At 71.5% G+C, this 22,266-nt stretch carries 21 protein-coding genes; 12 read left to right on the forward strand and 9 right to left on the reverse strand.

The genetic code is table 11. The features are described 5' to 3' along the window. The first annotated feature begins 25 nt into the window (after nt 1-25). The 5 genes from ACFWRT_RS26850 (at nt 26) to folE (ending at nt 6,167) form a co-directional block, all read left to right on the forward strand. A complete protein-coding gene (locus ACFWRT_RS26850; protein WP_380952151.1) occupies nt 26-1,162 on the forward strand; it encodes a zinc-dependent metalloprotease in 1,137 nt (378 codons plus the stop codon). A gap of 187 nt (nt 1,163-1,349) precedes the next feature. Beyond that, entirely contained in the window at nt 1,350-2,519 is a 1,170-nt protein-coding gene (gene tilS, locus ACFWRT_RS26855) for a tRNA lysidine(34) synthetase TilS (protein WP_380952150.1), read from the forward strand. A gap of 98 nt (nt 2,520-2,617) precedes the next feature. Next, nucleotides 2,618-3,157, forward strand: coding sequence for a hypoxanthine phosphoribosyltransferase (gene hpt, locus ACFWRT_RS26860; RefSeq protein ID WP_380952218.1), 540 nt, complete (start codon nt 2,618-2,620; stop codon nt 3,155-3,157). Between the two features lie 185 nt (nt 3,158-3,342). Continuing rightward, nucleotides 3,343-5,403 (forward strand): ATP-dependent zinc metalloprotease FtsH, encoded by a 2,061-nt coding sequence (ftsH, locus tag ACFWRT_RS26865; RefSeq protein ID WP_380952148.1) that lies wholly within the window; start codon nt 3,343-3,345, stop codon nt 5,401-5,403. A 158-nt stretch (nt 5,404-5,561) separates the two neighbouring features. Beyond that, entirely contained in the window at nt 5,562-6,167 is a 606-nt protein-coding gene (gene folE / locus ACFWRT_RS26870) for a GTP cyclohydrolase I FolE (RefSeq protein ID WP_030564871.1), read from the forward strand. Between the two features lie 52 nt (nt 6,168-6,219). Here the strand turns inward: folE and ACFWRT_RS26875 are convergent, their stop codons facing one another. From ACFWRT_RS26875 to ACFWRT_RS26900, 6 genes are all read right to left on the reverse strand, one after another. Further along, the gene (locus ACFWRT_RS26875) at nt 6,220-6,711 is read right to left on the reverse strand and encodes a DUF3180 domain-containing protein (RefSeq protein WP_380952147.1); all 492 of its coding nucleotides are present in this window, start codon (nt 6,709-6,711) and stop codon (nt 6,220-6,222) included. 67 nt (nt 6,712-6,778) lie between these two features. Further along, complete coding sequence (gene folK, locus ACFWRT_RS26880) at nt 6,779-7,390, reverse strand: 2-amino-4-hydroxy-6-hydroxymethyldihydropteridine diphosphokinase (RefSeq protein ID WP_076967067.1); 612 nt, start codon at nt 7,388-7,390, stop codon at nt 6,779-6,781. After that, complete coding sequence (gene folB, locus ACFWRT_RS26885) at nt 7,387-7,746, reverse strand: dihydroneopterin aldolase (protein WP_018514312.1); 360 nt, start codon at nt 7,744-7,746, stop codon at nt 7,387-7,389. Before folB ends, folK begins: the two co-directional genes overlap by 4 nt. A gap of 246 nt (nt 7,747-7,992) precedes the next feature. After that, nucleotides 7,993-8,463, reverse strand: coding sequence for a nuclear transport factor 2 family protein (locus tag ACFWRT_RS26890; protein WP_380952146.1), 471 nt, complete (start codon nt 8,461-8,463; stop codon nt 7,993-7,995). Next, on the reverse strand, nt 8,460-9,320 hold the full coding sequence (folP, locus tag ACFWRT_RS26895; RefSeq protein WP_463288380.1) for a dihydropteroate synthase: 861 nt from the start codon (nt 9,318-9,320) through the stop codon (nt 8,460-8,462). Before folP ends, ACFWRT_RS26890 begins: the two co-directional genes overlap by 4 nt. Before the next feature lie 31 nt (nt 9,321-9,351). Next, nucleotides 9,352-11,217: a phosphatidylglycerol lysyltransferase domain-containing protein gene (locus ACFWRT_RS26900; protein WP_380952145.1), complete on the reverse strand. Its 1,866-nt coding sequence runs from the start codon at nt 11,215-11,217 to the stop codon at nt 9,352-9,354. A gap of 218 nt (nt 11,218-11,435) precedes the next feature. Between ACFWRT_RS26900 and ACFWRT_RS26905 the strand changes: the two genes are divergently transcribed. Next, nucleotides 11,436-12,557: an alpha/beta hydrolase gene (locus ACFWRT_RS26905; protein WP_380952144.1), complete on the forward strand. Its 1,122-nt coding sequence runs from the start codon at nt 11,436-11,438 to the stop codon at nt 12,555-12,557. A gap of 53 nt (nt 12,558-12,610) precedes the next feature. Here ACFWRT_RS26905 and ACFWRT_RS26910 read toward each other — a convergent pair whose 3' ends face one another. After that, nucleotides 12,611-13,807 carry an ABC transporter ATP-binding protein gene (locus tag ACFWRT_RS26910; protein WP_380952143.1) on the reverse strand — a complete coding sequence of 399 codons (1,197 nt, stop codon included), beginning with the start codon at nt 13,805-13,807 and terminating at the stop codon, nt 12,611-12,613. 195 nt (nt 13,808-14,002) lie between these two features. On the opposite strand from ACFWRT_RS26910, the gene ACFWRT_RS26915 reads away from it, so the two are divergent. The 4 genes from ACFWRT_RS26915 to ACFWRT_RS26930 all read left to right on the forward strand — a co-directional run bounded on the left by ACFWRT_RS26915 (nt 14,003) and on the right by ACFWRT_RS26930 (nt 17,963). Continuing rightward, nucleotides 14,003-14,827, forward strand: coding sequence for an ABC transporter permease (locus tag ACFWRT_RS26915; RefSeq protein ID WP_380952142.1), 825 nt, complete (start codon nt 14,003-14,005; stop codon nt 14,825-14,827). Nucleotides 14,828-14,830: 3 nt separating this feature from the next. Further along, nucleotides 14,831-15,505 carry an ABC transporter permease gene (locus ACFWRT_RS26920; RefSeq protein WP_380952140.1) on the forward strand — a complete coding sequence of 225 codons (675 nt, stop codon included), beginning with the start codon at nt 14,831-14,833 and terminating at the stop codon, nt 15,503-15,505. 67 nt (nt 15,506-15,572) lie between these two features. Further along, complete coding sequence (locus ACFWRT_RS26925) at nt 15,573-16,547, forward strand: ABC transporter substrate-binding protein (RefSeq protein ID WP_380952139.1); 975 nt, start codon at nt 15,573-15,575, stop codon at nt 16,545-16,547. A 198-nt stretch (nt 16,548-16,745) separates the two neighbouring features. Beyond that, nucleotides 16,746-17,963 (forward strand): hypothetical protein, encoded by a 1,218-nt coding sequence (locus ACFWRT_RS26930; RefSeq protein ID WP_380952138.1) that lies wholly within the window; start codon nt 16,746-16,748, stop codon nt 17,961-17,963. 21 nt (nt 17,964-17,984) lie between these two features. Here ACFWRT_RS26930 and ACFWRT_RS26935 read toward each other — a convergent pair whose 3' ends face one another. Both ACFWRT_RS26935 and ACFWRT_RS26940 read right to left on the reverse strand, forming a co-directional pair. Next, the gene (locus tag ACFWRT_RS26935) at nt 17,985-19,127 is read right to left on the reverse strand and encodes an NADH-quinone oxidoreductase subunit D (RefSeq protein ID WP_380952137.1); all 1,143 of its coding nucleotides are present in this window, start codon (nt 19,125-19,127) and stop codon (nt 17,985-17,987) included. 55 nt (nt 19,128-19,182) lie between these two features. Then, complete coding sequence (locus tag ACFWRT_RS26940; RefSeq protein WP_380952136.1) at nt 19,183-20,232, reverse strand: SAM-dependent methyltransferase; 1,050 nt, start codon at nt 20,230-20,232, stop codon at nt 19,183-19,185. A 96-nt stretch (nt 20,233-20,328) separates the two neighbouring features. Here ACFWRT_RS26940 and ACFWRT_RS26945 point away from each other — a divergent pair, with 96 nt between their 5' ends. Both ACFWRT_RS26945 and ACFWRT_RS26950 read left to right on the forward strand, forming a co-directional pair. Next, nucleotides 20,329-21,531: a sensor histidine kinase gene (locus ACFWRT_RS26945; RefSeq protein ID WP_380952135.1), complete on the forward strand. Its 1,203-nt coding sequence runs from the start codon at nt 20,329-20,331 to the stop codon at nt 21,529-21,531. Between the two features lie 59 nt (nt 21,532-21,590). Next, nucleotides 21,591-22,265 (forward strand): response regulator transcription factor, encoded by a 675-nt coding sequence (locus ACFWRT_RS26950; protein WP_161267245.1) that lies wholly within the window; start codon nt 21,591-21,593, stop codon nt 22,263-22,265. The last annotated feature ends 1 nt before the right edge of the window (nt 22,266 follow it).

A 22,266-nucleotide genomic window follows, 5' to 3' on the forward strand; every position in this document is an offset into this window, starting at 1 on the left:
CGAGCCGCTCACGTACGGTTGACGCATGACGAGCATCGGTGGTGCAGAGATGGTCGACTGGAACCTCGCGGTCGCGACCGCGACCCGACTGGTACGGCCCGGGCCGGAGATCAGCCGCGAGGAGGCCCGCGCCGTCGTCGCGGAGCTCCGGCGGCACGCCAAGGCCTCCGAGGAGCACGTCCGGCTCTTCACCCGGATGATCCCGGAAGGGACCGAACCGCAGGACACCCCCGTCCTGGTCGTCGACCGGGCCGGCTGGATCAAGGCAAACGTCGCGGGCTTCCGCGAACTGCTCCGCCCGCTGCTCACCAAGATGGAGGCCCGCCGCTCCGGCGGACCCGGCGGCGCGGTGCTCGGCGCGGTCGGCGGCAAGGTCACCGGCGTCGAACTGGGCATGCTGCTCTCGTTCCTGGCCTCCCGGATCCTCGGCCAGTACGAGACGTTCGCCCCCGCCACCCGGGAGCTCCCCGGCTCCGCCGACGGCGGCGGACGGCTGCTCCTGGTCGCGCCCAACATCGTCCACGTCGAGCGGGAACTCGACGTCGACCCGCACGACTTCCGGCTCTGGGTCGCCCTTCACGAGGAGACCCACCGCACCCAGTTCACCGGCGTCCCCTGGCTCCGCGACCACCTCCAGGGCGAGATCCAGTCGTTCCTGGACGAGACCGACGTCGACCCGATGACCTTCCTGGAGCGGCTCCGCGAGGCCGCCCAGTCCCTCTCCGGCGCCGGCCGCCCCGAAGGCGAACGCGGCGACGACAGCGGCCGCAGCCTCGTCGACGTCGTCCAGACCCCGGCCCAGCGCGAGGTCCTTAGCCGCCTCACCGCCGTGATGTCCCTCCTGGAGGGACACGCGGACTTCGTGATGGACGGCGTCGGCCCCGAGGTCGTCGGCTCCGTCGCCGAGATCCGGGAGAAGTTCCAGAAGCGCCGCGCCCAGGGCGCCGGCCGGCTCGACCAGGCGCTGCGCAAGCTGCTCGGCCTGGACGCCAAGCTGCGGCAGTACAAGGACGGCGAGAAGTTCGTACGATCGGTCGTCGAAGAGGTCGGCATGGACGGCTTCAACCGCGTCTGGACCTCGCCCAACACCCTCCCGACCAAGGCGGAGATCGCCAAACCCGCGGAGTGGGTCGCACGGGTGCACCGCACGGCGGAATCGTGACCCTTTCCCGGTCCAGGACCGGGAAACTGCCCTTCTATCACCCATCCGAGGGACCATGAGGGCATGGGAAGGCGTGCAATGCTCGATGAACAGCTTGCCTCTGTCACCATCGACGCACTCTGAGTGACGGGACTCACGCGTTCCGGCGCTCGACGCTCCTCCCGAACCTTCACGAAGGGCACCGGACATGGGTCCCCATCCTGCGGTCGCGGCGATACGCCTGGCGGTCCGCCGCGTACTCCACGACGTCCTCACCGAGTTCCACCGTGACGGCGGCCCCGGCGGCCTCGACCGCCCCGCCGAAGAGGCCGGGCGCCCGACGCCCGCCGCCGTCTCCCGCTACGCCGAGGCCGGCTCGGCGGGAAGCACGCTGCTCCCCGAACGGCCCGCGCTCTCCGAACGCCCCGCGCTCCCCGACCGGCCGACCCTCCCCGACCGGCCCGCCGCCCCCCTCGTCCTCGTCGCCTGCTCCGGCGGCGCCGACTCGATGGCGCTCGCCTCGGCCCTCGCCTTCGAGGCCCGCAAGCTCGACGTCCGGGCCGGCGGTATCACCGTCGACCACAACCTCCAGCCGGGATCCGGCCTCCGCGCCGCCGAGGTCGTCACCCGGCTCGCCGCCATGGACCTCGACCCCGTCGAGGCCGTCGCCGTGCACGTCGGACGCGAGGGCGGCCCCGAGGCCGCCGCCCGCGACGCCCGCTACGCCGCGCTGGACGCCGCCGCCGAACGCCACGGCGCCGCCGCCGTCCTCCTCGGCCACACCCGCGACGACCAGGCCGAGACCGTCCTCCTCGGCCTCGCCCGCGGCTCCGGCATCCGCTCGCTCTCCGGCATGGCCGCCGCCTCCGGGCCGGCCGGCCGCTACCGCCGCCCCTTCCTCCAGCTCGACCGGCAGACCGCCCGCAAGGCCTGCCTGGTCCAGTCGATCCCCGTCTGGGACGACCCGCACAACATCGACCCCGCCTACACCCGCTCGCGCCTGCGCCACGAGGGCCTGCCCGCGCTGGAGAAGGCCCTCGGCAAGGGCGTCGTCGAAGCCCTCGCCCGGACGGCCCAGCTCTCCCGCGACGACGCCGACGCCCTGGACACCTGGGCCGCCGAGGCCGAGCTCGCCGTACGCGACGAGGCCGGCGCGCTGGAGTGCGCCAAGCTCTACGTGCTGCCGCCCGCCGTACGCCGCCGGGTGCTGCGCCGGGCCGTCATCGAGGCGGGGGCCCCCGCGGGCTCCCTCTTCGCCCGCCACCTCGAAGAGGTCGACCGCCTGATCACCGGCTGGCGCGGCCAGGGGGCCATCAACCTGCCCGGCCGCGTCGAGGCCCGACGGCAGGGTGGCAGACTGGTCATTCGGCAGAGCTGACGCGCGAGCGGCCAGCCGCAGGCGAACAGCCGGGCCGGGCCCGGGGCACACCCCCGGGCCCGGCAGGCGAGAAAGAGACGCGGGTGAACGAGAAGGACATGGGCAGCGACCTCCAGTCGGTGCTCCTCACCAAGGAAGAGATCGACGCGAAGCTCGTCGAGCTGGCCGCGAAGATCGACGCGGAGTACGCGGGCAAGGATCTGCTCCTCGTCGGCGTCCTCAAGGGCGCGGTGATGGTCATGGCGGACCTGGCGCGCGCGCTGTCCACCCCCGTCACGATGGACTGGATGGCCGTCTCCTCGTACGGGGCGGGCACCCAGTCCTCCGGTGTCGTACGGATCCTCAAGGACCTGGACACCGACATCAAGGGCAAGCACGTCCTGATCGTCGAGGACATCATCGACTCCGGTCTGACGCTGTCCTGGCTGCTGTCCAACCTGGGCTCCCGGGAGCCGGCCTCGCTGGAGGTCTGCACCCTGCTGCGCAAGCCGGACGCCGCGAAGGTCGCCATCGACGTGAAGTGGATCGGCTTCGACATCCCCAACGAGTTCGTCGTCGGCTACGGGCTGGACTACGCGGAGAAGTACCGCAACCTCCCCTTCGTCGGCACGCTCGCCCCGCACGTCTACGGCGGCTGACCCCCGGGGAACCCTGGCCGCCCGCGGGCCGTTGAAGCTGCGAAAGCGGGTTTCTCCGCCGCACGCAGCGGTCGCGGGCCTCCTCGCTGGGGTACCGTCCGAAGAGCACTCTTTTCAACAGAGCTTTCACACACAGCAGCATTTACCTACGGGCAGGAGGGACGGGGCGTCTTCGCTCCGTATGGATGGACGTGAAGCGATACTTCCGTGGGCCGGTCATGTGGATCGTGCTGGCCGTCCTCGCCGTGGTCGTGTTGATGCAGGTCGTCGGCTCGTCGGGCGGCTACAAGACGGTGGACACCGCCAAGGTGATCCAGGCGATCAGCAAGGACCAGGTGGAGCAGGCCAAGCTGACCACCGGTGACGAGCAAATTCTCAAGATCGAACTTAAGGACGGCCAGAAGCTTGCCGGCGAGTCCGGCACCAAGTTCCAGGCGAGCTACATCGGCAACCAGGGCGTCGAGCTCGCCGACACGCTCCAGCAGAAGTTCGAAGCGGGTGACATCGAGAAGGGTTACACCGTCTCGCCGTCGAAGCAGTCCCCGTTCGTCTCGATCCTTCTCTCGCTGCTGCCCTTCGTCCTGATCGTCGTCGTCTTCCTGTTTCTGATGAACCAGATGCAGGGCGGCGGCTCCAAGGTCATGCAGTTCGGCAAGTCCAAGGCCAAGCTGATCACCAAGGACACCCCGAAGACGACCTTCGCCGACGTGGCGGGGTCCGACGAGGCGGTCGAAGAGCTCCACGAGATCAAGGAGTTCCTCCAGGAGCCGGCGAAGTTCCAGGCCGTCGGCGCCAAGATCCCCAAGGGCGTCCTGCTCTACGGGCCGCCCGGTACGGGCAAGACGCTGCTCGCACGCGCCGTCGCCGGCGAGGCGGGCGTGCCGTTCTACTCGATCTCCGGCTCCGACTTCGTCGAGATGTTCGTCGGTGTCGGTGCCTCCCGGGTCCGTGACCTCTTCGAGCAGGCCAAGGCGAACGCCCCGGCGATCGTCTTCGTCGACGAGATCGACGCCGTCGGCCGGCACCGCGGTGCGGGCATGGGCGGCGGGCACGACGAGCGCGAGCAGACGCTCAACCAGTTGCTCGTCGAGATGGACGGGTTCGACGTGAAGGGCGGGGTCATCCTGATCGCCGCCACGAACCGCCCCGACATCCTCGACCCGGCCCTCCTGCGCCCGGGACGCTTCGACCGGCAGATCGCGGTCGACCGCCCCGACATGCTGGGCCGGCTGGAGATCCTCAAGGTCCACCAGAAGGGCAAGCCGGTCGCGAAGGACGTCGATCTCGGCGCCGTCGCCCGCCGGACGCCCGGCTTCACCGGTGCCGACCTGTCGAACGTGCTGAACGAGGCCGCGCTCCTGACGGCGCGCAGCGACAAGAAGCTCATCGACAACGAGAGTCTCGACGAGGCCATCGACCGCGTCGTGGCGGGCCCGCAGAAGCGGACCCGGATCATGTCCGAGAAGGAGAAGAAGATCACCGCGTACCACGAGGGCGGACACGCCCTGGTCGCGGCGGCCTCCCCCCAGTCGGACCCGGTCCACAAGATCACGATCCTCTCCCGCGGCCGCGCCCTCGGTTACACGATGGTGCTCCCGGAGGAGGACAAGTACTCCACGACGCGCAACGAGATGCTCGACCAGCTCGCCTACATGCTGGGCGGGCGCGCGGCCGAGGAGCTGGTCTTCCACGACCCGACCACCGGCGCGGCGAACGACATCGAGAAGGCCACGGCGACGGCCCGCGCGATGGTCACGCAGTACGGCATGACGGAGCGGCTCGGCGCGATCAAGTTCGGCGGCGACAACTCGGAGCCCTTCCTGGGCCGCGAGATGGGCCACCAGCGCGACTACTCGGAAGAGGTCGCGGCACTGGTCGACGAAGAGGTCAAGAAGCTCATCGAGACCGCCCACAACGACGCGTGGGAGATCCTCGTCGAGAACCGCGACATCCTCGACGCCCTCGTGCTCGAACTCCTGGAGAAGGAGACGCTCGGCAAGGACGAGATCGCGGAGATCTTCGCCCCGATCGTCAAGCGTCCCGCCCGCCCGGCGTGGACCGGCTCCGCCCGGCGCACCCCGTCGACGCGGCCTCCGGTGCTCTCCCCGAAGGAGCTGGCCCTCACCAACGGCGCCTCCACCGCCAACGGCTCGGCCACCCCGCCGGAGATCGCCCCGGCGACGGACCTCACGAAGGACATCGCCCCCTCCACGGAGGCGATCCCCGAGGACCGTCCCGAGAGCTAGCGCATGCCCTGGTGAGACCTCCGTCACGGGGGTCTCACCAGGTCCGGAATGGAAGCCGCGCCCCCCAGGTTTTAGCCTGTGGGGGCGCGGCTTTTCCGTATGCCTGCGATGTCCACGTGCGATCCGCGCACGGGGCAGCCATGAGGAACGAGGCACAGATGACCGACCCGGTGACGCTGGACGGCCAGGGATCGATCGGCGATTTCGACGAGAAGCGGGCCGAGGCGGCCGTACGCGAACTGCTCATCGCCGTCGGAGAGGACCCGGACCGCGAGGGCCTCAGGGAGACACCGGGGCGGGTGGCGCGGGCGTACAAGGAGATATTCGCGGGGCTGTACCAGCAGCCCGAGGACGTCCTGACGACCACGTTCGACCTGGGCCACGACGAGATGGTGCTGGTCAAGGACATTGAGGTGTTCTCGACATGTGAACATCATCTGGTGCCCTTCAGGGGTGTCGCGCACGTCGGCTACATCCCGGCGTCCACCGGCAAGATCACCGGTCTCTCCAAGCTGGCCCGGCTGGTGGACGTCTACGCCCGCCGCCCGCAGGTCCAGGAGCGGCTGACGACCCAGATCGCCGAGTCCCTCATGGCGATCCTCGAGCCGCGCGGAGTCATCGTCGTCGTCGAGTGCGAGCACATGTGCATGTCCATGCGGGGGATCCGCAAGCCCGGCGCGAAGACCCTCACCTCCGCGGTGCGCGGCCAGCTCCGCGACCCCGCGACGCGCGCCGAGGCGATGAGTCTCATCATGGCGCGCTGACACGGCCTGACGGCCGACTCCTCGAACCCGGCGGCACGGGCCCGGTGCCGCTCTAGGCGGTTGCCGTGCCGGTGCCGTCGTGGTTGTTCTCGCCGTCCTCGGGGAGGCGGCAGACGCGTTCCAGGAAGAAGGCGGCCGCGATGACGCCGATGCCCGCCACCACCGCCGCGCCCGCGTAGATGGCCTGGTCGCGGCGGGGTGGGACGTCGAGGAAGCTGAGCAGGAAGACGCCCGTGCCGCCGTACATCCCGGTGACCAGGGCGGTGACCAGGGCGCTCGCCTGGCCGAAGACGACCGCCCGCGCCGCCATCAGGGGTTCGACGCCCTTGGCGCCGGGGCGGCGCTCCCGCTGGGCGCGGAGGCGGGTGCGGATGGAGAGGGCGGTGGCCAGGAGGATCACCGCGATCACGGCGAGCACGATCGAGGCGGCCAGCGGGACGCTCGGGAGGGTGCCGAGGGAGTCCCACAGGCGGGCGCCGCCCCAGGAGAGGACGCTGGCGGCGGCGAAGAGGCCCGCCAGCACCCCGAGCCGTAGTTGCTTCACCGCGTGAGCCGCCCTTCGTCGCCTGTTCCCAGCTGTTGCTTCAGCTCGTGCCCGTCGAGCCTAACGATTACTCCGGCAGGCGCAGTTCCAGGTCGGCGCGGGGCAGGACGCCTTCGCGGCCGACCCCGGCGAGCAGCTCGGCGACCGGGCCGGCGCCGGGGAGCTGGGCCTCGGGGTCCACGTCGTGCCAGGGGGCGAGGACGAAGGCGCGCTCGTGGGCGCGGGGGTGGGGGAGGGTGAGCACCGGGTCGTCGGAGAGGACGTCCGCGTACGCCACGATGTCGACGTCGATGGTGCGCGGGCCCCACCGCTCCTCGCGGACCCGGTCGAAGGCCTCCTCGACGGCCTGGCCGCGCTCCAGCAGCGAGGCGGGCGGCAGAGTCGTCTTCACGAGGATGACCGCGTTGAAGTACGAGGGCTGGCTGTCGGCCGCGACGCCCCAGGGCTCCGTCTCGTAGACCGGGGAGACGGCCTTGACCCGCAGCCCCGGGGTGTCCTCCAGCGCGTCGACGGCGCCCTGGAGGGTCTCCAGCCGGTTGCCCAGGTTGGAGCCGAGGGCGATCACGGCCATCTTGGGGTTGGAGAGGGTGACGTCGGCGGCGTCCACCTGCTTGACGACGGCGGCGGGCACCGGCTGTACGGTCGGGTCGCTCTGCCCCTCGGTGGAAAACGCAGTCATGCTCGGCTCCGAATGATGGTGATGGTCACGTCGTCGAAGGGGACGGTGATCGGCGCGTCCGGCTTGTGCACCACGACCTCGACCTCCTGGACACCTTCGTGCTTCAGGCACTGCTGGGCGATGCGCTCGGCGAGCGTCTCGATCAGGTCGACCGGCTCGCCCGTCACCACCTCGACGACCTCCTCGGCCACCACGCCGTAGTGCACGGTGCGGGCCAGGTCGTCGGTGGCTGCCGCGGGGCGGGTGTCGAGGCCGAGCACCAGGTCGACGATGAAGGTCTGGCCCTCTTCCCGCTCCTTGGGGAAGACGCCGTGGTGCCCACGGGCCTTGAGGCCGCGCAGCGCGACACGATCCACGCGAATCACTCCTGCTGTCGTTGGTCCAAGAGGCACCCGGCCGCGTGCGGGCGGCAAGGTGCCTTCTTTCGAATCTACCTGCGAGCACCGACCGTGCTCGCCCGTGGGGGCCATGGACAGCGCCTCACGGGGCTGGTAGCCGCCCATACCCGCGGTCGTGGACTCCAACCCTGCCCGGCCCCTACCCACTCGGGAGGGTGGCTGCGCGTCGTGGGGACGACGGGCAGCTCGTCGTCGGGGCCGTCCTCACGAGGGGCTCTCGTCGTCCTCCTCGTCGGTCTCCGCCAGGACCGGCGAGCCGTGGTGGGACCAGAGCTTCCAGCCCTCGGACGTGCGCCGGAACACGTTCGTGGCGACGACGAGCTGGCCCACCAGCGGGCCCAGGTCGTTGCCCTCCTCGGCCGGGCCGCCGCTGAGGATGTTCTCGGTGCAGGTGACCAGGGCGGTGTCGCCGGTCATCGCGACGTTGACGTCGGTGAGGAAGAACTGGATGTACTCGGTGTTCGCCATGATCAGCGCGTAGCTGCGCAGCACGTCGCCGCGGCCCGTGAGCACCGGCCACCCCGGGTGGACGCAGGAGACGGTGAGGTCCTCGCCCGGAAGCCAGAGGCCGGAGAGCGCCTCGTGGTCGCCGCGTTCCAGGGCTTCGTAGAAGGCGGTGTTGGCCGTCTCGACCTCCGCGATGTCGGCGGCGGCCGACGCGTGGTCCTCGTTCACGCGGCTCCCTCGACGGCGCGGGCCACCCGTACCGCGTCGGCGGTGGCCCCCACCTCGTGGACCCGGACCGCCCAGGCCCCGGCCCGGGCGGCGAGGGCGGAGATCGCCGCGGTCGCCGCGTCACGTTCGCGGGCGGGCGGCAGGGTGGCGCCGGGGCCGGCCAGCACGTGGCCGAGGAAGCGTTTGCGGGAGGCGGCCACCAGCAGCGGGCGGCCCAGCGCGTGCAGCTCGTCCAGGTGCGCGACGAGGGCCAGGTCGTGGGGGGCGTTCTTCGCGAAGCCGAGGCCGGGGTCGATCACGACGCGTTCCGGGGCCACCCCGCCCGCGATCACCGCGTCCATCCGCTGCCGCAGCTCCGCGAGGACCTCGGCGACCACGTCCGCGTACACCGCGCGGCTGTTCATCGACTCGCTGAAGCCGCGCCAGTGCATGACCACGAACGGGACCTCGGCGGCGGCGACGGCCGGGATCATGTCCGGGTCCGCGAGGCCGCCGCTCACGTCGTTGACCAGGACGGCCCCGGCGGCGACGGCCTGCTCGGCGACGCGGGCGCGCATGGTGTCCACGGAGACGGTGACGCCCTCGGAGGCCAGCCCCTTGACGACCGGGATGACCCGCCGCAGCTCCTCCGACGCGTCCACCCGGCTGGCACCCGGCCGGGTGGACTCACCGCCGACGTCGACCAGGTCGGCGCCCTCGGACACCAGGTCGAGGCCGTGCTTGACGGCGGCCGTGGTGTCGAACCAGCGGCCCCCGTCGGAGAAGGAGTCGGGCGTCACGTTGACGACCCCCATGACCGCACAGCGGTCCCAGTGAGGCAGTCCCTGTACCGTGCCGCGCTCGCGCAACGTACTCATACGACCAGCCTAGGCCCCGCAGGGCCGCCCCCTACGCCGCGCTCACCTCGCGCTCCGGTGCCGTACGCAGCGTGTGGCCGCAGGGGCGCCGGCCGCGGGAGCGGAACGGGCGGGGCGGCGAGACGTTCACGAACCCCTCCGCCCGCATCGCCGCGATCCCGATGCGGGGCAGGTCGCGACTGGTGCGGAAGACCACGAAGCGGGGCTCCCAACGGGGCTTGAACTTGGCGTTGAACTTGTACAGCGACTCGATCTGGAACCAGCGGGACAGGAAGATCAGCAGCCCCCGCCAGCAGCGCAGCACCGGTCCGGCGCCCAGCCGCTCGCCGCGGGCCAGGGCCGAGCGGAACATCGCGAAGTTCAGCGAGACCTGTTTGACGCCCAGCTTCCCGGCGGCCTGGAGCGAGGCGACGATCAGCAGTTCGTTCATGCCGGGGTCGGCCGAGCGGTCGCGGCGCATCAGCTCCAGGGACATCCCGTCGCGCCCCCACGGTACGAAGTGGAGGACGGCCTTCAGGTCGCCGTGCGGCCCGTCATCGGTGCCGGTGCCGGTGCCGGAACCGGAGCCGGAGCCGATGCCTGCGCCGGGCAGGTGGGCGGTGGCGATCACGCAGTCGCCGTCGGCGGGGTCGCCGATCCGGCCGAGCGCCATGGAGAAGCCGCGCTCGGTGTCCGTGCCGCGCCAGTCGGCGGCGGCGCGGCGGATGCGCTCCAGTTCGGTGGGGTCGATGTCACGTGCTCGCCGGACCCGGGTCTCGTAGCCGCCTCGTTCGATACGCCCCACCATCTGGCGTACGTTCCGCATGGCCCGCCCGGCGAGGGAGAAATCCGCGACGTCCACCACCGCCTCGTCGCCCAGCTCCAGGGCGGTGAGTCCGGTCTCGCGGGTCCAGACCTCGCCGCCGCGCTCGCTGCACCCCATCACGGCCGGGGTCCAGGAGTGGGCCTTCGCCTCGTCCATGAAGCGTTCGATGGCGCCGGGCCAGGCCTCCACGTCACCGATGGGGTCGCCGCCGGCCAGCATCACCCCGGAGACGACCCGGTAGCAGACGGCGGCCTTGCCGCTGGGGGAGAAGACGACGGCCTTGTCGCGGCGGAGCGCGAAGTGGCCGAGCGAGTCGCGGCCGCCGTGCGTCGCCAGCAGCGCCCGCAGCCGGCTCTCGTCGTCCTCGGTGAGGCGGGCGGCCGGGTGTTCGGGGCGGAAGGCGAGGTAGATCGTGGTGACGGCGGTCAGCAGGCCGAGCGCGCCGAGCGAGTAGGCCACGGTCCAGGTGGTCCGCCCGGCGTAGTCGACCGGCCCCTCGACGCCGAACAGGCCGTACAGCACGTGCTGGAGGCGGTCCGCGATGGACGGGGCGCCCACGACGCGGCCGGGGTGGACGGAGACGATGACCAGCCCGAGCGCCAGCGAAGAGGCCCCGAGCAGGATGAAGTTGGCCAGCGCCCGCCAGCGGCTGCGCGGGTCGGGCAGCGCGCGGAACTGGTCCCGGTGGCGGACGAGGAGAGCGCAGATCGTCAGGGAGACCAGGACGCCGACGATCGAGTGCCGGTACGCGAACTGCGCCACGGCCCCCGCCGGAAGCAGCACCACCGCCGCCCGCCAGGCCCGCCGTTTGTGCCGCTTCAGCCCGTGTGCGAGCAGGAGCAGCAGCACGCCGGCGCTCAGCGAGAGCGCTGCGGCGAACGGGCCGAGCGCCCCCGGGAGCACCTCGGCGAGGGTGTGCATCCGGCTGTGCCGGAAGCGGGGGAAGACCCCGGCGGCGACGTCGATCAGCCCGACGGCGGTGCAGGCGGTGCCGACGACGACCGGTACGGCTTCGGGGCGCGGGCCGCGGAGCAGCCGCCGTACCCGCTGCGGAACCGATACCGATTTATCCCCATCTACCGTGACAGACATCGCTTGCGTGGCTCCAGATGAGAGTGCAGGTCCTGTGGTCCGTCGGCGTATGGGCCGTTCCGGACGCTGTGCTCCCTCTAGGACGGGGGCCGGGTGGAGGGGGTTCATCCACATTCCGGAAATTTCCACTCGGAAGCGCGGCCGAAAAGCAGCGAAAACGCAGCGGAACCACAGCGGAACCACAGCGAAACGCAGAGAAGCGCAGAGAAAGCTCACTCATGGGTCTCACCAGCAAGGTAGTTCTGGCGGTCGTGGCGGCCCTGGCCGTGGCGCTGTTCGCCGCCACGGTCTGGCTCTGGCCACGCCTGGCCCGGCGGAGCGCCGCGGCCGTGACGGGCCGGGTCGGGCTGCTGCTGGCCACCCAGCTGCTGCTGTTCGCCTCGGTCGGCCTGGCGGCGAACAACGCCTTCCTCTTCTACGGCTCCTGGGCCGACCTCTTCGGCCGGCAGCAGGAGCTGGGCGTTGTCAGCGACCACGCCGACGGCGGGCCCGGTTCGCGGAACATGACGCGGATCGGCACCCAGCGCCCGGATGTGCCGGGCGGCGGGGTGCCGACGGCGGGCGGGCGGATCGACAAGGTGCTGGTCTCGGGGCGGCTGTCGGGCATCGAGTCACCGGCGTACGTCTATCTGCCGCCGGAGTACTTCCGCAACGCGTACGCGAAGAGGACGTTCCCGGCGGTGGTGGTGCTGACCGGCTACCCGGGGACGGCGGAGAACCTTCTCAAGGGCCTGCGTTACCCCCGTACGGCGCACGAGCGCGTGAAGGCGGGCAAAGCGCAGCCGATGATCCTGGTGATGCTGCGGCCGACGGTGGTGCCGCCCCGGGACACCGAGTGCGTGGACGTACCGAAGGGGCCGCAGACGGAGACGTTCTTCGCGAAGGACCTCCCGGAGGCGATCGGACAGTCGTACCGGGTCGGGAAGCAGGCCCGTAACTGGGGCATCATCGGCAACTCGACCGGCGGCTACTGCGCGTTGAAGATCGGGCTGCACCACCCGGACCGGTACGCGGCGAGCGCCGGTCTCTCCGCGTACTACAAGGCCGCCGAGGACCCGACGACCGGGGACCTGTTCCACGGGAAGCAGGAGCTGCGCGACCGCGCGGACCTGATGTGGACGCTGGAGAACCGGCCGCCGCCCGGCGGTTCGTTCCTGGTGACGACGTCACGGCAGGGCGAGGGGAACCTGAGGAGCACGATGAGGTTCATCGACCGGGTGAAGGCGCCCGCCGAGGTGTCCTCGATCGTGCTGGACAGCGGCGGGCACAACTTCACGACCTGGCGGCGGGAGATCCCGCCGGCGCTGGAGTGGCTGAGCGGGCGTCTCAGCGCGCAGTGAGGAGCCGGCCCGGCTACGGGACCCGCAGTGCGCGCCGAGGCCCCCCGGCCCGGCTACGCCGTGGCGACCGTCTCCACCGCCACCTCCGCGCGCGGTACGGCGTGCGCGTCGGCGTCGATCGAGCGGCGCAGCGCCTCGTGCAGCCGGGCCGGGGTCAGGACGCCGAGGAAGCGGCCCTCGCTCTCCTTGTCGATGACCGCGATCCAGCCGGCGTCGTGCTGGAGCATGGTGGCGAACGCCTGCTTGAGCGGGGCGCCGAGCGGAAGCCAGGCCTCCATCCGGCGGGCGTGCTCGCGGACGGTGCCCTTCGCGGCGGAGGCCGCCTCGGCGGAGGTCGCCTCGGCAGTGGTCGCCTCGGCGGGGATCCAGCCGTGCAGGTTGTCCCGGCCGTCCAGGACGACCGCCCAGCGCGCGCCCTCGGACCGGAGGCGCGCGGTGGCCTCGGCGAGGGAGTCGTCGAGGTGGACGACCGGGGGCTGGTCGAGGTCGCTCTCCTCGATCGGGGTCACCGAGAGCCGCTTGAGCCCCCGGTCGGCGCCGACGAAGTCGGCCACGTACGGGGTGGCGGGGGCGCCGAGGACGGTGGCGGGGGAGTCGAACTGCTCGATGCGGCCACTCCCGTACACCGCGATCCGGTCGCCGAGGCGGACGGCCTCCTCGATGTCGTGGGTGACGAAGAGGACGGTCTTACGGACCTGGGCCTGGAGTTTCAGGAATTCGTTCTGGAGCCGTTCGCGGACGACCGGGTCGACCGCGCCGAAAGGCTCGTCCATCAGCAGGACGGGCGGATCGGCGGCCAGGGCGCGGGCGACCCCGACGCGCTGGCGCTGTCCGCCGGAGAGCTGTTCCGGATAGCGGTCGCCGTAGACGGAGGGGTCGAGTCCGACGAGGTCGAGGAGTTCGGCGGCGCGTTCGCGTCCCTTTCCGCGCTTCCAGCCCAGCAGATGCGGGACGGTCGCGGTGTTCTCCAGCACCGTCTTGTGCGGGAAGAGGCCCACCTGCTGGATCACATAGCCGATGCGGCGGCGGAGTTCGACGGGGTCGATGGCCGATATGTCCTCCCCGTCGAGGAATATCGTGCCCTCGGTCGGTTCGATCAACCGGTTCACCATCTTCATGGTGGTCGTCTTGCCGCAGCCGGAAGGTCCGACGAGCGTGACCAGCTCACCCTCGGCGACCTCGAACGAAAGGTCGTCGACGGCGGTGGTGCCGTCCGCGTACCGCTTGGTGACGTGCTCGAAACGGATCATGATTCCCCATTGTGGAGGGCGTTCTGTGAAGGGCGTGTTGCCGGAATGCGACAGCATCCGTGATTGTCAGTGGTCGAGGATAGGCTCGCGAGACATCAGTTCGACACGGGCGCGACGGGGAAAACGGGCCCTACGGGGACGTGACAGGGAAACGACCCCACGGGGACGTGACAGGAAATCGGGGGGTGGGGCCGGATGGCCGCAGGGAACTGCCTGGCGACGAACGACTGGATCTGCGGCGAGTATCTGCGCTCCCGCAGCCAGGAGTTGACCGACGCCACCGTGCAGCACATCGGGATCACGGTCGTCTCGGTGCTCATCGGGCTCGCGGTCGCCTTCCCGCTGGCGCTGCTCGCCCGCCGGGGCCGTGGCTTCGCCGGACCGGTGCTCGGGCTGACCACGATTCTCTACACCGTGCCCTCACTGGCGATGTTCTCGCTGCTGCTGCCCCTGTTCGGGCTCTCCGCCGCGCTCGTTGTCACGGGTCTGGTGCTCTATTCGCTCACCATCCTCGTACGGAACATCCTGGCCGGCCTGGAAGCCGTCCCCGAGGAGGCCAAGGAGGCCGCCCGGGGCATGGGGTACGGGCCGGGGCGGCTGCTGTGGGAGGTGGAGCTCCCGCTCGCGCTGCCCGCGCTGATGGCGGGGCTGCGTATAGCCACCGTGTCGACGGTCGCGCTGACCACGGTCGGCTCGCTCGTCGGCAAGGGCGGCCTCGGCAACCTCATCGAGGACGCGCTGCCGAGCTTCTTCAAGGCCCAGGTGCTCGCCGCCTCCGTCCTGTGCGTCCTGCTCGCGGTCACCGCCGACCTGCTGCTCCTCTGTCTCCAGCGGCTGCTGACGCCCTGGACGCGTATCCGGGCGGCGACGGGGGATACGGGTACGGGTGCGGGCGGTACGGACGGCGTGGACGGTTCCCGTGGTGCGGACGGCCCGGGCGGTTCGGGCGGTCCGGGCGGTTCGGGCGGTCCGGGCGGTCCGGCGGGCATCCCCGCCTCGGCGAAGGTGGAGGCGGGCTGACCCGTGGGAGTCATCGGCGAAGCCTGGACCTGGCTCACCACCGGGGCCAACTGGTCGGGCGACGGCGGAGCCGCGCACCGGCTCGGCGAGCATCTGTACGTGAGCGGGGTCGCCCTCGCGGTGGCCTGCGCCATCGCCCTGCCGCTCGCCCTCTACCTGGGGCACATCGGCAAGGGCGGCGCGCTCGCGGTCAACATCTCCAACGTGGGGCGGGCCATCCCGGTCTTCGCGGTGCTGGCCCTCTTCATGCTCACGCCCCTGCGCAACTCCGGCTACTGGCCCACGATCATCGCGCTGGTGCTGTTCGCCATGCCGCCGCTGCTGACCAACGCCTACGTCGGGATGCGGGAGGTGGACCGGTCCGTGGTGGAGGCCGCCCGGGGCATGGGGATGTCCGGCGGGCAGCTCTTCGTCCGGGTCGAGCTGCCGCTCGCCTACCCGATGATCATGACCGGGCTGCGCTCCGCCGCCGTCCAGGTCGTGGCCACCGCCTCGATCGCCGCCATGGTCGGTCTCGGCGGCCTCGGCCGGATCATCACCGCCGGGTTCAACACCTACGACACCGCACAGGTCTTCGCGGGCGCGATCCTGGTCGCCGGCCTCGCCCTGCTGGTGGAGGGCGTCCTGGTGGCGCTGGACCGGGTGCTGTCGCCGCTGCGCCGCCGCCGGACCGCGTGAGGCACCCGGCGGCGCCCTCATCTTCCCTTTCGGTCACCTTTTTCTTGAGTTCGGACGGAGAACAGACATGAGCAGGACCTCGCGGATAGCCGGAGCGGTCATCGGCATCGTGGCGCTGACAGGGTCGCTCGCGGCCTGCGGCGGTGACAGCCTGGAAAAGGAGAAGGGCGGCGGCTCCGGCTCCTCGGGCGGCGACAGCAAGAAGGGCTCGCTCGTCGTCGGCTCGGCCTCCTTCACCGAGTCCAAGGTGCTCGCCGAGCTGTACGCGCAGATCCTGGGCGACGCCGGGTACGGCACCTCGATCACCACGGTGAAGAACCGTGAGCTGTACGAGCCCTCGCTGGAGAAGGGTGAGATCGACGTCGTACCCGAATACGCCGCCACGATCACCGAATTCCTCAACGCCAAGGTGAACGGGGCGGAGAAGGCCCAGAACGCCCCCCTCGCCTCCGGAGACGCCGCCGCCACGGTCGCCGCCCTGGAGAAGCTCGCGGAACCGCTGGGCCTCAAGGTGCTCCCGGCCGGGAAGGCCGTCGACCAGAACGCCTTCGCGGTCTCCAAGGAATTCGCCGAGAAGAACAATCTCAAGACCCTTTCCGATCTCGGGAAGTCGAAGCTCAAGGTCAAGATCGCGGCGGGCGACGAGTGCGAGGTACGGCCCTTCTGCGCACCGGGTCTGAAGAAGACGTACGGCATCGACGTCACGGGGATCGACCCCAAGGGCGTCGGCACCCCGCAGTCCAAGCAGGCCGTCCGTGACGGCAAGGTCGAGCTGGTCCTGACGACGACCACGGACGCGGTGCTGGACGGGCTGGTCTTCCTGGAGGACGACAAGAAGCTCCAGAACGCCGACAACGTCCTGCCGGTGCTCAATGCCAAGGACGCGGGCGCTCCGGAGATCGCCGCCGCGCTCGGAAAGCTCACCGACACCCTCACCACGGAAGATCTCGCCGAGCTGAACCGCAAGGTCGACGCCGAGCGGGCGAAGCCGACCGACGTGGCGAAGGAGTATCTGGAGTCGAAGGGCCTGATCAAGAAGTAAGGCCCGGTCAGGAAGTAAGGCCCGGTCAAGGCGAGTTCTTGATCAAGAAGTAGCGGGCTTCGGGGGGCCGTCAGGTAACCGGCGGGGAAAGATTGCCGGGCGGCCCCCCAAGTAGCGCGCACACACGGTAAATTTCAGGCCATGCCACGTGGACGCCACCGCCATTCTCCGCCCCTTCACAGAATCCTGCCGCCCTCCGTGGTGGCGGGAGTGTCGGTCGTCGGTGCTTCCGGCGCCTGGTTCCTCGCCGAACCCCTCGCCCTGCGCGGCCTGGTGGCCGCCGTGGCCGCCGCCGCCCTGACCGGCGCGTATCTGATGCGTAGCTGGGACCGGGCCGCGGGATTGCAGGTCGCCGAGCTGACGCGGGCGCGTACCCGTGACGAGTGGCGGGCCGAGGAGCGGATAGCCGAGCTGGAGCAGGATCTGGAGGAGTCGCGCGAGCTGCGCACCCGTCTGGAGACCAAGCTCCGCCGCAAGCGTGTGGAGCTCGCCGGACTGCGCGGCGAGCACGCGGGTCTGCTGCGCCGGTACGCCAACGCCGAGACCGAGCGGGCCAGTGCGCTGGAGGGCCGCCGGCAGCTCGCCATCGAGGCCGCCGCCACCCCCGCCGAGCTGCCCACCGGACGATCGACGCCGACCCCGGAGGCCTACCGCCGCGCGGACGAGGCCCTGCTGAGCCTCACCCGCAACGCCGCACTCCAGGAAGCCCGCCGTGCGGAAGCGACCGCCCGTGCCATCGCCGGTGACCAGGGCGTGGACGGGGAAGGCCCGCAGGGGAAGGACGCGGCGGCCACCGGGGCGGGCGAGCACCACCAGCACCGCCGCCCGTCGACCACCCCGCCCGCCCCGGCCGCGAAGTCCCCGGACCCCGTGAACTCCCCGGACGACGCGAAGTCCCCGGACGCGCCGACGTCGAACTCCCCGGCTGCGAACTCCCCGGCTCCGGACGCCCAGGCGGCCGGTCCCGAGGCCACCGCCGTACCGGCCATGAAGGCCCCGGCTCCCGCCGCCCCGGCCCACCTCACGCCGGCCTCCCCGGCCGCCAAGCCGCAGGCCCTCGGTGCCCGCCCTCGGCCCCCGGCTCTCGCCGCCGGCCTCCCGGCCTCCGCCGCGCCCGTGCACGTACCGCGTACGGTCCCCGCCGCCTCGGCCGTCGTGCCGTACGCTGCGGCCCGCCGTCATCTGGTCCCCCAGGGCAGCTTCGACTTCTTCGGCACCCAGAACGCCCAGAAGGCGAACGCAGCGATCGAGTCGGTGCAGAACGAGGACCTCGCGGACGTCGTCGGCGAGGAGGCGCTCGCCGTCCACCGCACGGGCGCCGTGCAGAACCGGGCCGTGGGCAAGGTCATCGACCTCACCGCGCACGACGAGACCGAGCAGATCGACGTGGCGGAGCTGCGCGGCGCGGTGTCCTAGGCGCCCGCGGAAGCAGGTCCGTTATTTGTCGATGTCCCCGACGACGAAGAAGAGCGACCCCAGGATCGCCACCATGTCGGAGACCAGCGTCCCCGGCAGCAGCTCGGTCAGCGCCTGGATGTTGTTGAAGGAGGCGGAGCGCAGCTTCAGCCGGTACGGGGTCTTCTCGCCCTTGGAGACCAGGTAGTAGCCGTTGAGGCCGAGCGGGTTCTCCGTCCAGGCGTACGTGTGCCCCTCGGGCGCCTTGAGCACCTTGGGCAGCCGCTGGTTGACCGGCCCGGGCTCCAGGCCGGCCATCCGGTCCAGGCACGCGTCCGCCAGGTCCAGGGAGTTGAGAGTCTGCTCCAGCAGGCACTCGAAGCGGGCCAGACAGTCGCCCTCGGTCCGGGTGACCACCTTCAGGGTGTCCTGGAGCTCCCCGTAGGCGAGATACGGCTCGTCGCGCCGCAGGTCGAAGTCGACGCCCGAGGCGCGCGCGATCGGCCCCGACACCCCGTACGCGTGCACGGCCTCGGCCGAGAGCACGCCGACATCGCGCGTACGGGCCCGGAAGATCTCGTTGCCGAGGACCAGGTCCTCGTAGATGTCCATGCGGGAGCGGACCGAGGCGACGGCGTCCCGCACCCGGCCCGACCAGCCCGCCGGGACGTCCTCCTTGAGGCCGCCGACCCGGTTGAACATGTAGTGCATGCGGCCGCCGGAGACCTCCTCCATCACCGCCTGGAGCTCCTCGCGCTCCCGGAAGGCGTGGAAGACCGGGGTGATGCCGCCCAGTTCGAGCGGGTAGGAGCCGAGGAACATCAGGTGGTTGAGGACCCGGTTCAGCTCGGCGAGCAGCGTCCGCGTCCATACCGCGCGCTCGGGGACCTCCATGCCGAGCATGCGCTCGACGGCCATCACGACGCCCAGCTCGTTGGAGAACGCGGAGAGCCAGTCGTGGCGGTTGGCGAGCATGATGATCTGCCGGTAGTCGCGCGCCTCGAAGAGCTTCTCCGCGCCCCGGTGCATGTAGCCGATGACCGGTTCGGCGTGCTGGACGCGTTCGCCGTCCAGGACGATCCGCAGCCGGAGCACCCCGTGGGTGGAGGGGTGTTGCGGGCCGATGTTCAGCACCATGTCGGTGCTCTCGGCCGCGCCGCCGATGCCGATGGTCGTCTCCGTCATGGGGCCAGTATCGCTTGCCTGTTCCTTGCCCGCCGCGTCCTTGCGGGCGGTCGCCTCAGGCCGCCCCCACCCGGTGCAGCAGCCACCCGAAGTCGCCGAGCCCGCCGCGCGCGGTCAGCTCCGCCGCCTCGCCCGCCGCCGCCAGCGCCCGTACGTACGCCGCCGGATCGGTGGCGGCCAGGCTCAGCGGCGGCCGCTCCCCGGAGACCCCCAGCCGCCCGAGCGCCGTCCGCTGGTCGGTGAGTTCGGCGACTCCGTGAGCGACCGCCGCCGCACACGCGTCCAGCGCCACATGCGCGGTCAGGTCGCAGGACCCGTCCGGCACCGGGTGCACCTCCCGCCCGCCCCGGAACCCGGTCAGCGTCCCGAAGGGCGGCCGGGCGCCCCGTACATGCGCGTAGTCCACCGCCACCGCGAGCCCGGCGTCCAGTGAGCCGACCGCACCCGCCCACGCCTCATCCCGGGGCAGCCCGATCTCGGCCCGCTCACCCGGCACCGACAGCGGCCACCACCGCTCCAGCCACTCCGCATCCGCCCCGGTCACCGGCGGCCCGAGGCGCTCGCCGCCGTCCGCGGTCCGCGCCTGGCCGGCCGGGGTCGGCGCCTGTGCGTCCGGCGGACCCAGCCGCTCGGCCCCCTCCGGCATCCGCACCTGCACGTACCGCGCGACCCCGTCCCCGTCCACCTCCGCCACGTCCACCGGCACGTTGTCCAGCCACTCGTTGGCGAACAGCAGCCCGCTGACCCCCCGGGGCGGCTCGGCGCACCAGACGATCCGGGGATCCAGCCCCGGCGGGCGGGCCGCGACCTCCACCCCGTACGGGACCACCTCCAGCCCCTCGGGGAGCGCGGCGAGCACCCCGGTCAGCAGCTCACCGCGCCCGGCCCCCACATCGACCAGGGCCACCGTGCCGAGGCCCAGCTTCGCCGCGGTCCGGGCCAGCAGCCCGGCCACGGCCCGTGCGAACAGGGGCGACGCGTGGACCGACGTACGGAAATGGCCCGCCGGCCCCTCCGGGCTCCGGACCGGACTCCGGTAGAAGCCCTCCTCCCCGTACAAAGCGGTCCCGGCCGCCTCCCGCCACCCCTGCCACTCCTCCGTCATGTGGGCCAGTCTCCACCTTGGGGAGTACGGTCCCAGGATCTGGATCGACCCTCCGGTTGACCCGGGCACCTATTCGCTGTCCTTACGCTGGGCTACGTGCAGCGCCTCTACGATTTTCTCCGCAGGCACCCGCTGGGCGTCGACGTCTTCTGGGCGGTCGTCCTCCTCGGGCTCTCCGGCATGTCGCTGGTGTCGGGGATATACGACGCCGGGCGGGAGGAGCTCCTCGCGATTCCGGTTGCGCTCGGCCTCTCCACGGTCGTGGCGCTGCGCCGACGGCTCCCCGAGAAAATGCTGCTGCTCGCCATCGCGGTCGGCGTGCTCCAGTTGGTCGGCGACGTCCGGCCGGGCATCGGCAACTTCGCGATGCTGGTGATCACCTTCACGGTGGCGACGATCGGGGAGCGCTGGGCCTCCCGCCTCGCCCTGATCTGCAGCCTGAGCGCGGCCACCCTCTCGCAGGTGCGCTGGGAGGCCGAGCCGGGCGGCTCCTGGCCCCAGCAGATCTTCGTGACGGTGATCATGACGGTGCCGTTCGTGCTGGCCTGGGTGATGGGCGACTCGCTGCGGACCCGGCGGGCCTACTTCAGCCAGTTGGAGGAGCGCGCCGCCCGGCTGGAGCGGGAGCGCGAGGCCCAGTCCAAGGTCGCGGTGGCCGCCGAGCGGGCCCGGATCGCCCGGGAGCTGCACGATGTCGTCGCGCACAACGTGTCCGTGATGGTGGTTCAGGCCGACGGCGCCGCGTACGTGATGGACGCGGCGCCCGACCAGGCCCGGCAGGCGCTGGAGACGATCTCCTCCACCGGCCGGCAGGCGCTGGCGGAGATGCGGCGGCTGCTCGGGGTGCTGCGGACCGGTGACGCGCCGGAGAGCGGTGAGTACGTCCCGCAGCCCGACGTGGAGCAGATCGAGGACCTGGTCGACCAGGTGCGCCGGACCGGTCTGGCGGTGGACTTCAAGGTGGAGGGCACCGCCCGCCCGCTGCCGAGCGGCGTGGAGCTGACCGCGTACCGCATCGTGCAGGAGGCACTCACCAACACCCGCAAGCACGGCGGCCCCGACGCCGGGGCCAGCGTCCGGCTGGTCTACTTCGACGACGGCCTCGGGCTGCTGGTCGAGGACGACGGCCGGGGCGCGGCGCACGAGCTGTACGAGGACGGCGGCGCGGACGGCGCCGGGCACGGGATGATCGGGATGCGGGAGCGGGTCGGCATGGTCGGCGGCACGCTGGATGCGGGGCCGCGCCCGGGCGGCGGCTTCCGGATCAGCGCGCTGCTGCCGCTGAAGCCCGCCGAGTGACGTTCCGACCCACCACCCCACAGGTGCGACCCACCACCCACAGGACAGGACAGACCCCCATGGCCATCCGCGTGATGCTCGTCGACGATCAGGTGCTGCTGCGCACGGGCTTCCGGATGGTCCTGGCCGCCCAGCCCGACATGGAGGTGGTGGCGGAGGCCGGGGACGGCGCGGAGGCGATCGAGATCCTGCGCGCGACCGCCGTGGACGTGGTCCTGATGGACGTCCGTATGCCCCGCCTGGACGGGGTGGAGGCGACCCGCCGGATCTGCGCGCAGCCGAATCCGCCGAAGGTGCTGATCCTGACGACGTTCGACCTGGACGAGTACGCGTTCTCCGGGCTGAAGGCGGGGGCCAGCGGCTTCATGCTCAAGGACGTGCCGCCGGCCGAACTGCTCTCGGCGATCCGCTCGGTGCACAGCGGCGACGCGGTCGTCGCCCCGTCCACCACCCGCCGCCTGCTCGACCGCTTCTCGCCGATGCTGCCCAGCAGCGAGAAGGAGCCGAAGAACAAGCACATCCAGAAGCTCACCGAACGCGAACGCGAGGTGATGCTCCTGGTCGCCCAGGGCCTCTCCAACGGCGAGATCGCCGCCCGTCTCGTCCTCTCCGAGGCCACGGTCAAGACCCACGTCGGCCGCATCCTCACCAAGCTGAGCCTGCGCGACCGGGTCCAGGTCGTCGTCCTCGCCTACGAGACGGGCCTGGTGCGCGCGGGCGGCGGCGCGGGCTGAG

Origin of the sequence: Streptomyces cyaneofuscatus (assembly GCF_042718795.1) — a bacterium.
GTDB classification, from domain to species: domain Bacteria; phylum Actinomycetota; class Actinomycetes; order Streptomycetales; family Streptomycetaceae; genus Streptomyces; species Streptomyces cyaneofuscatus_A.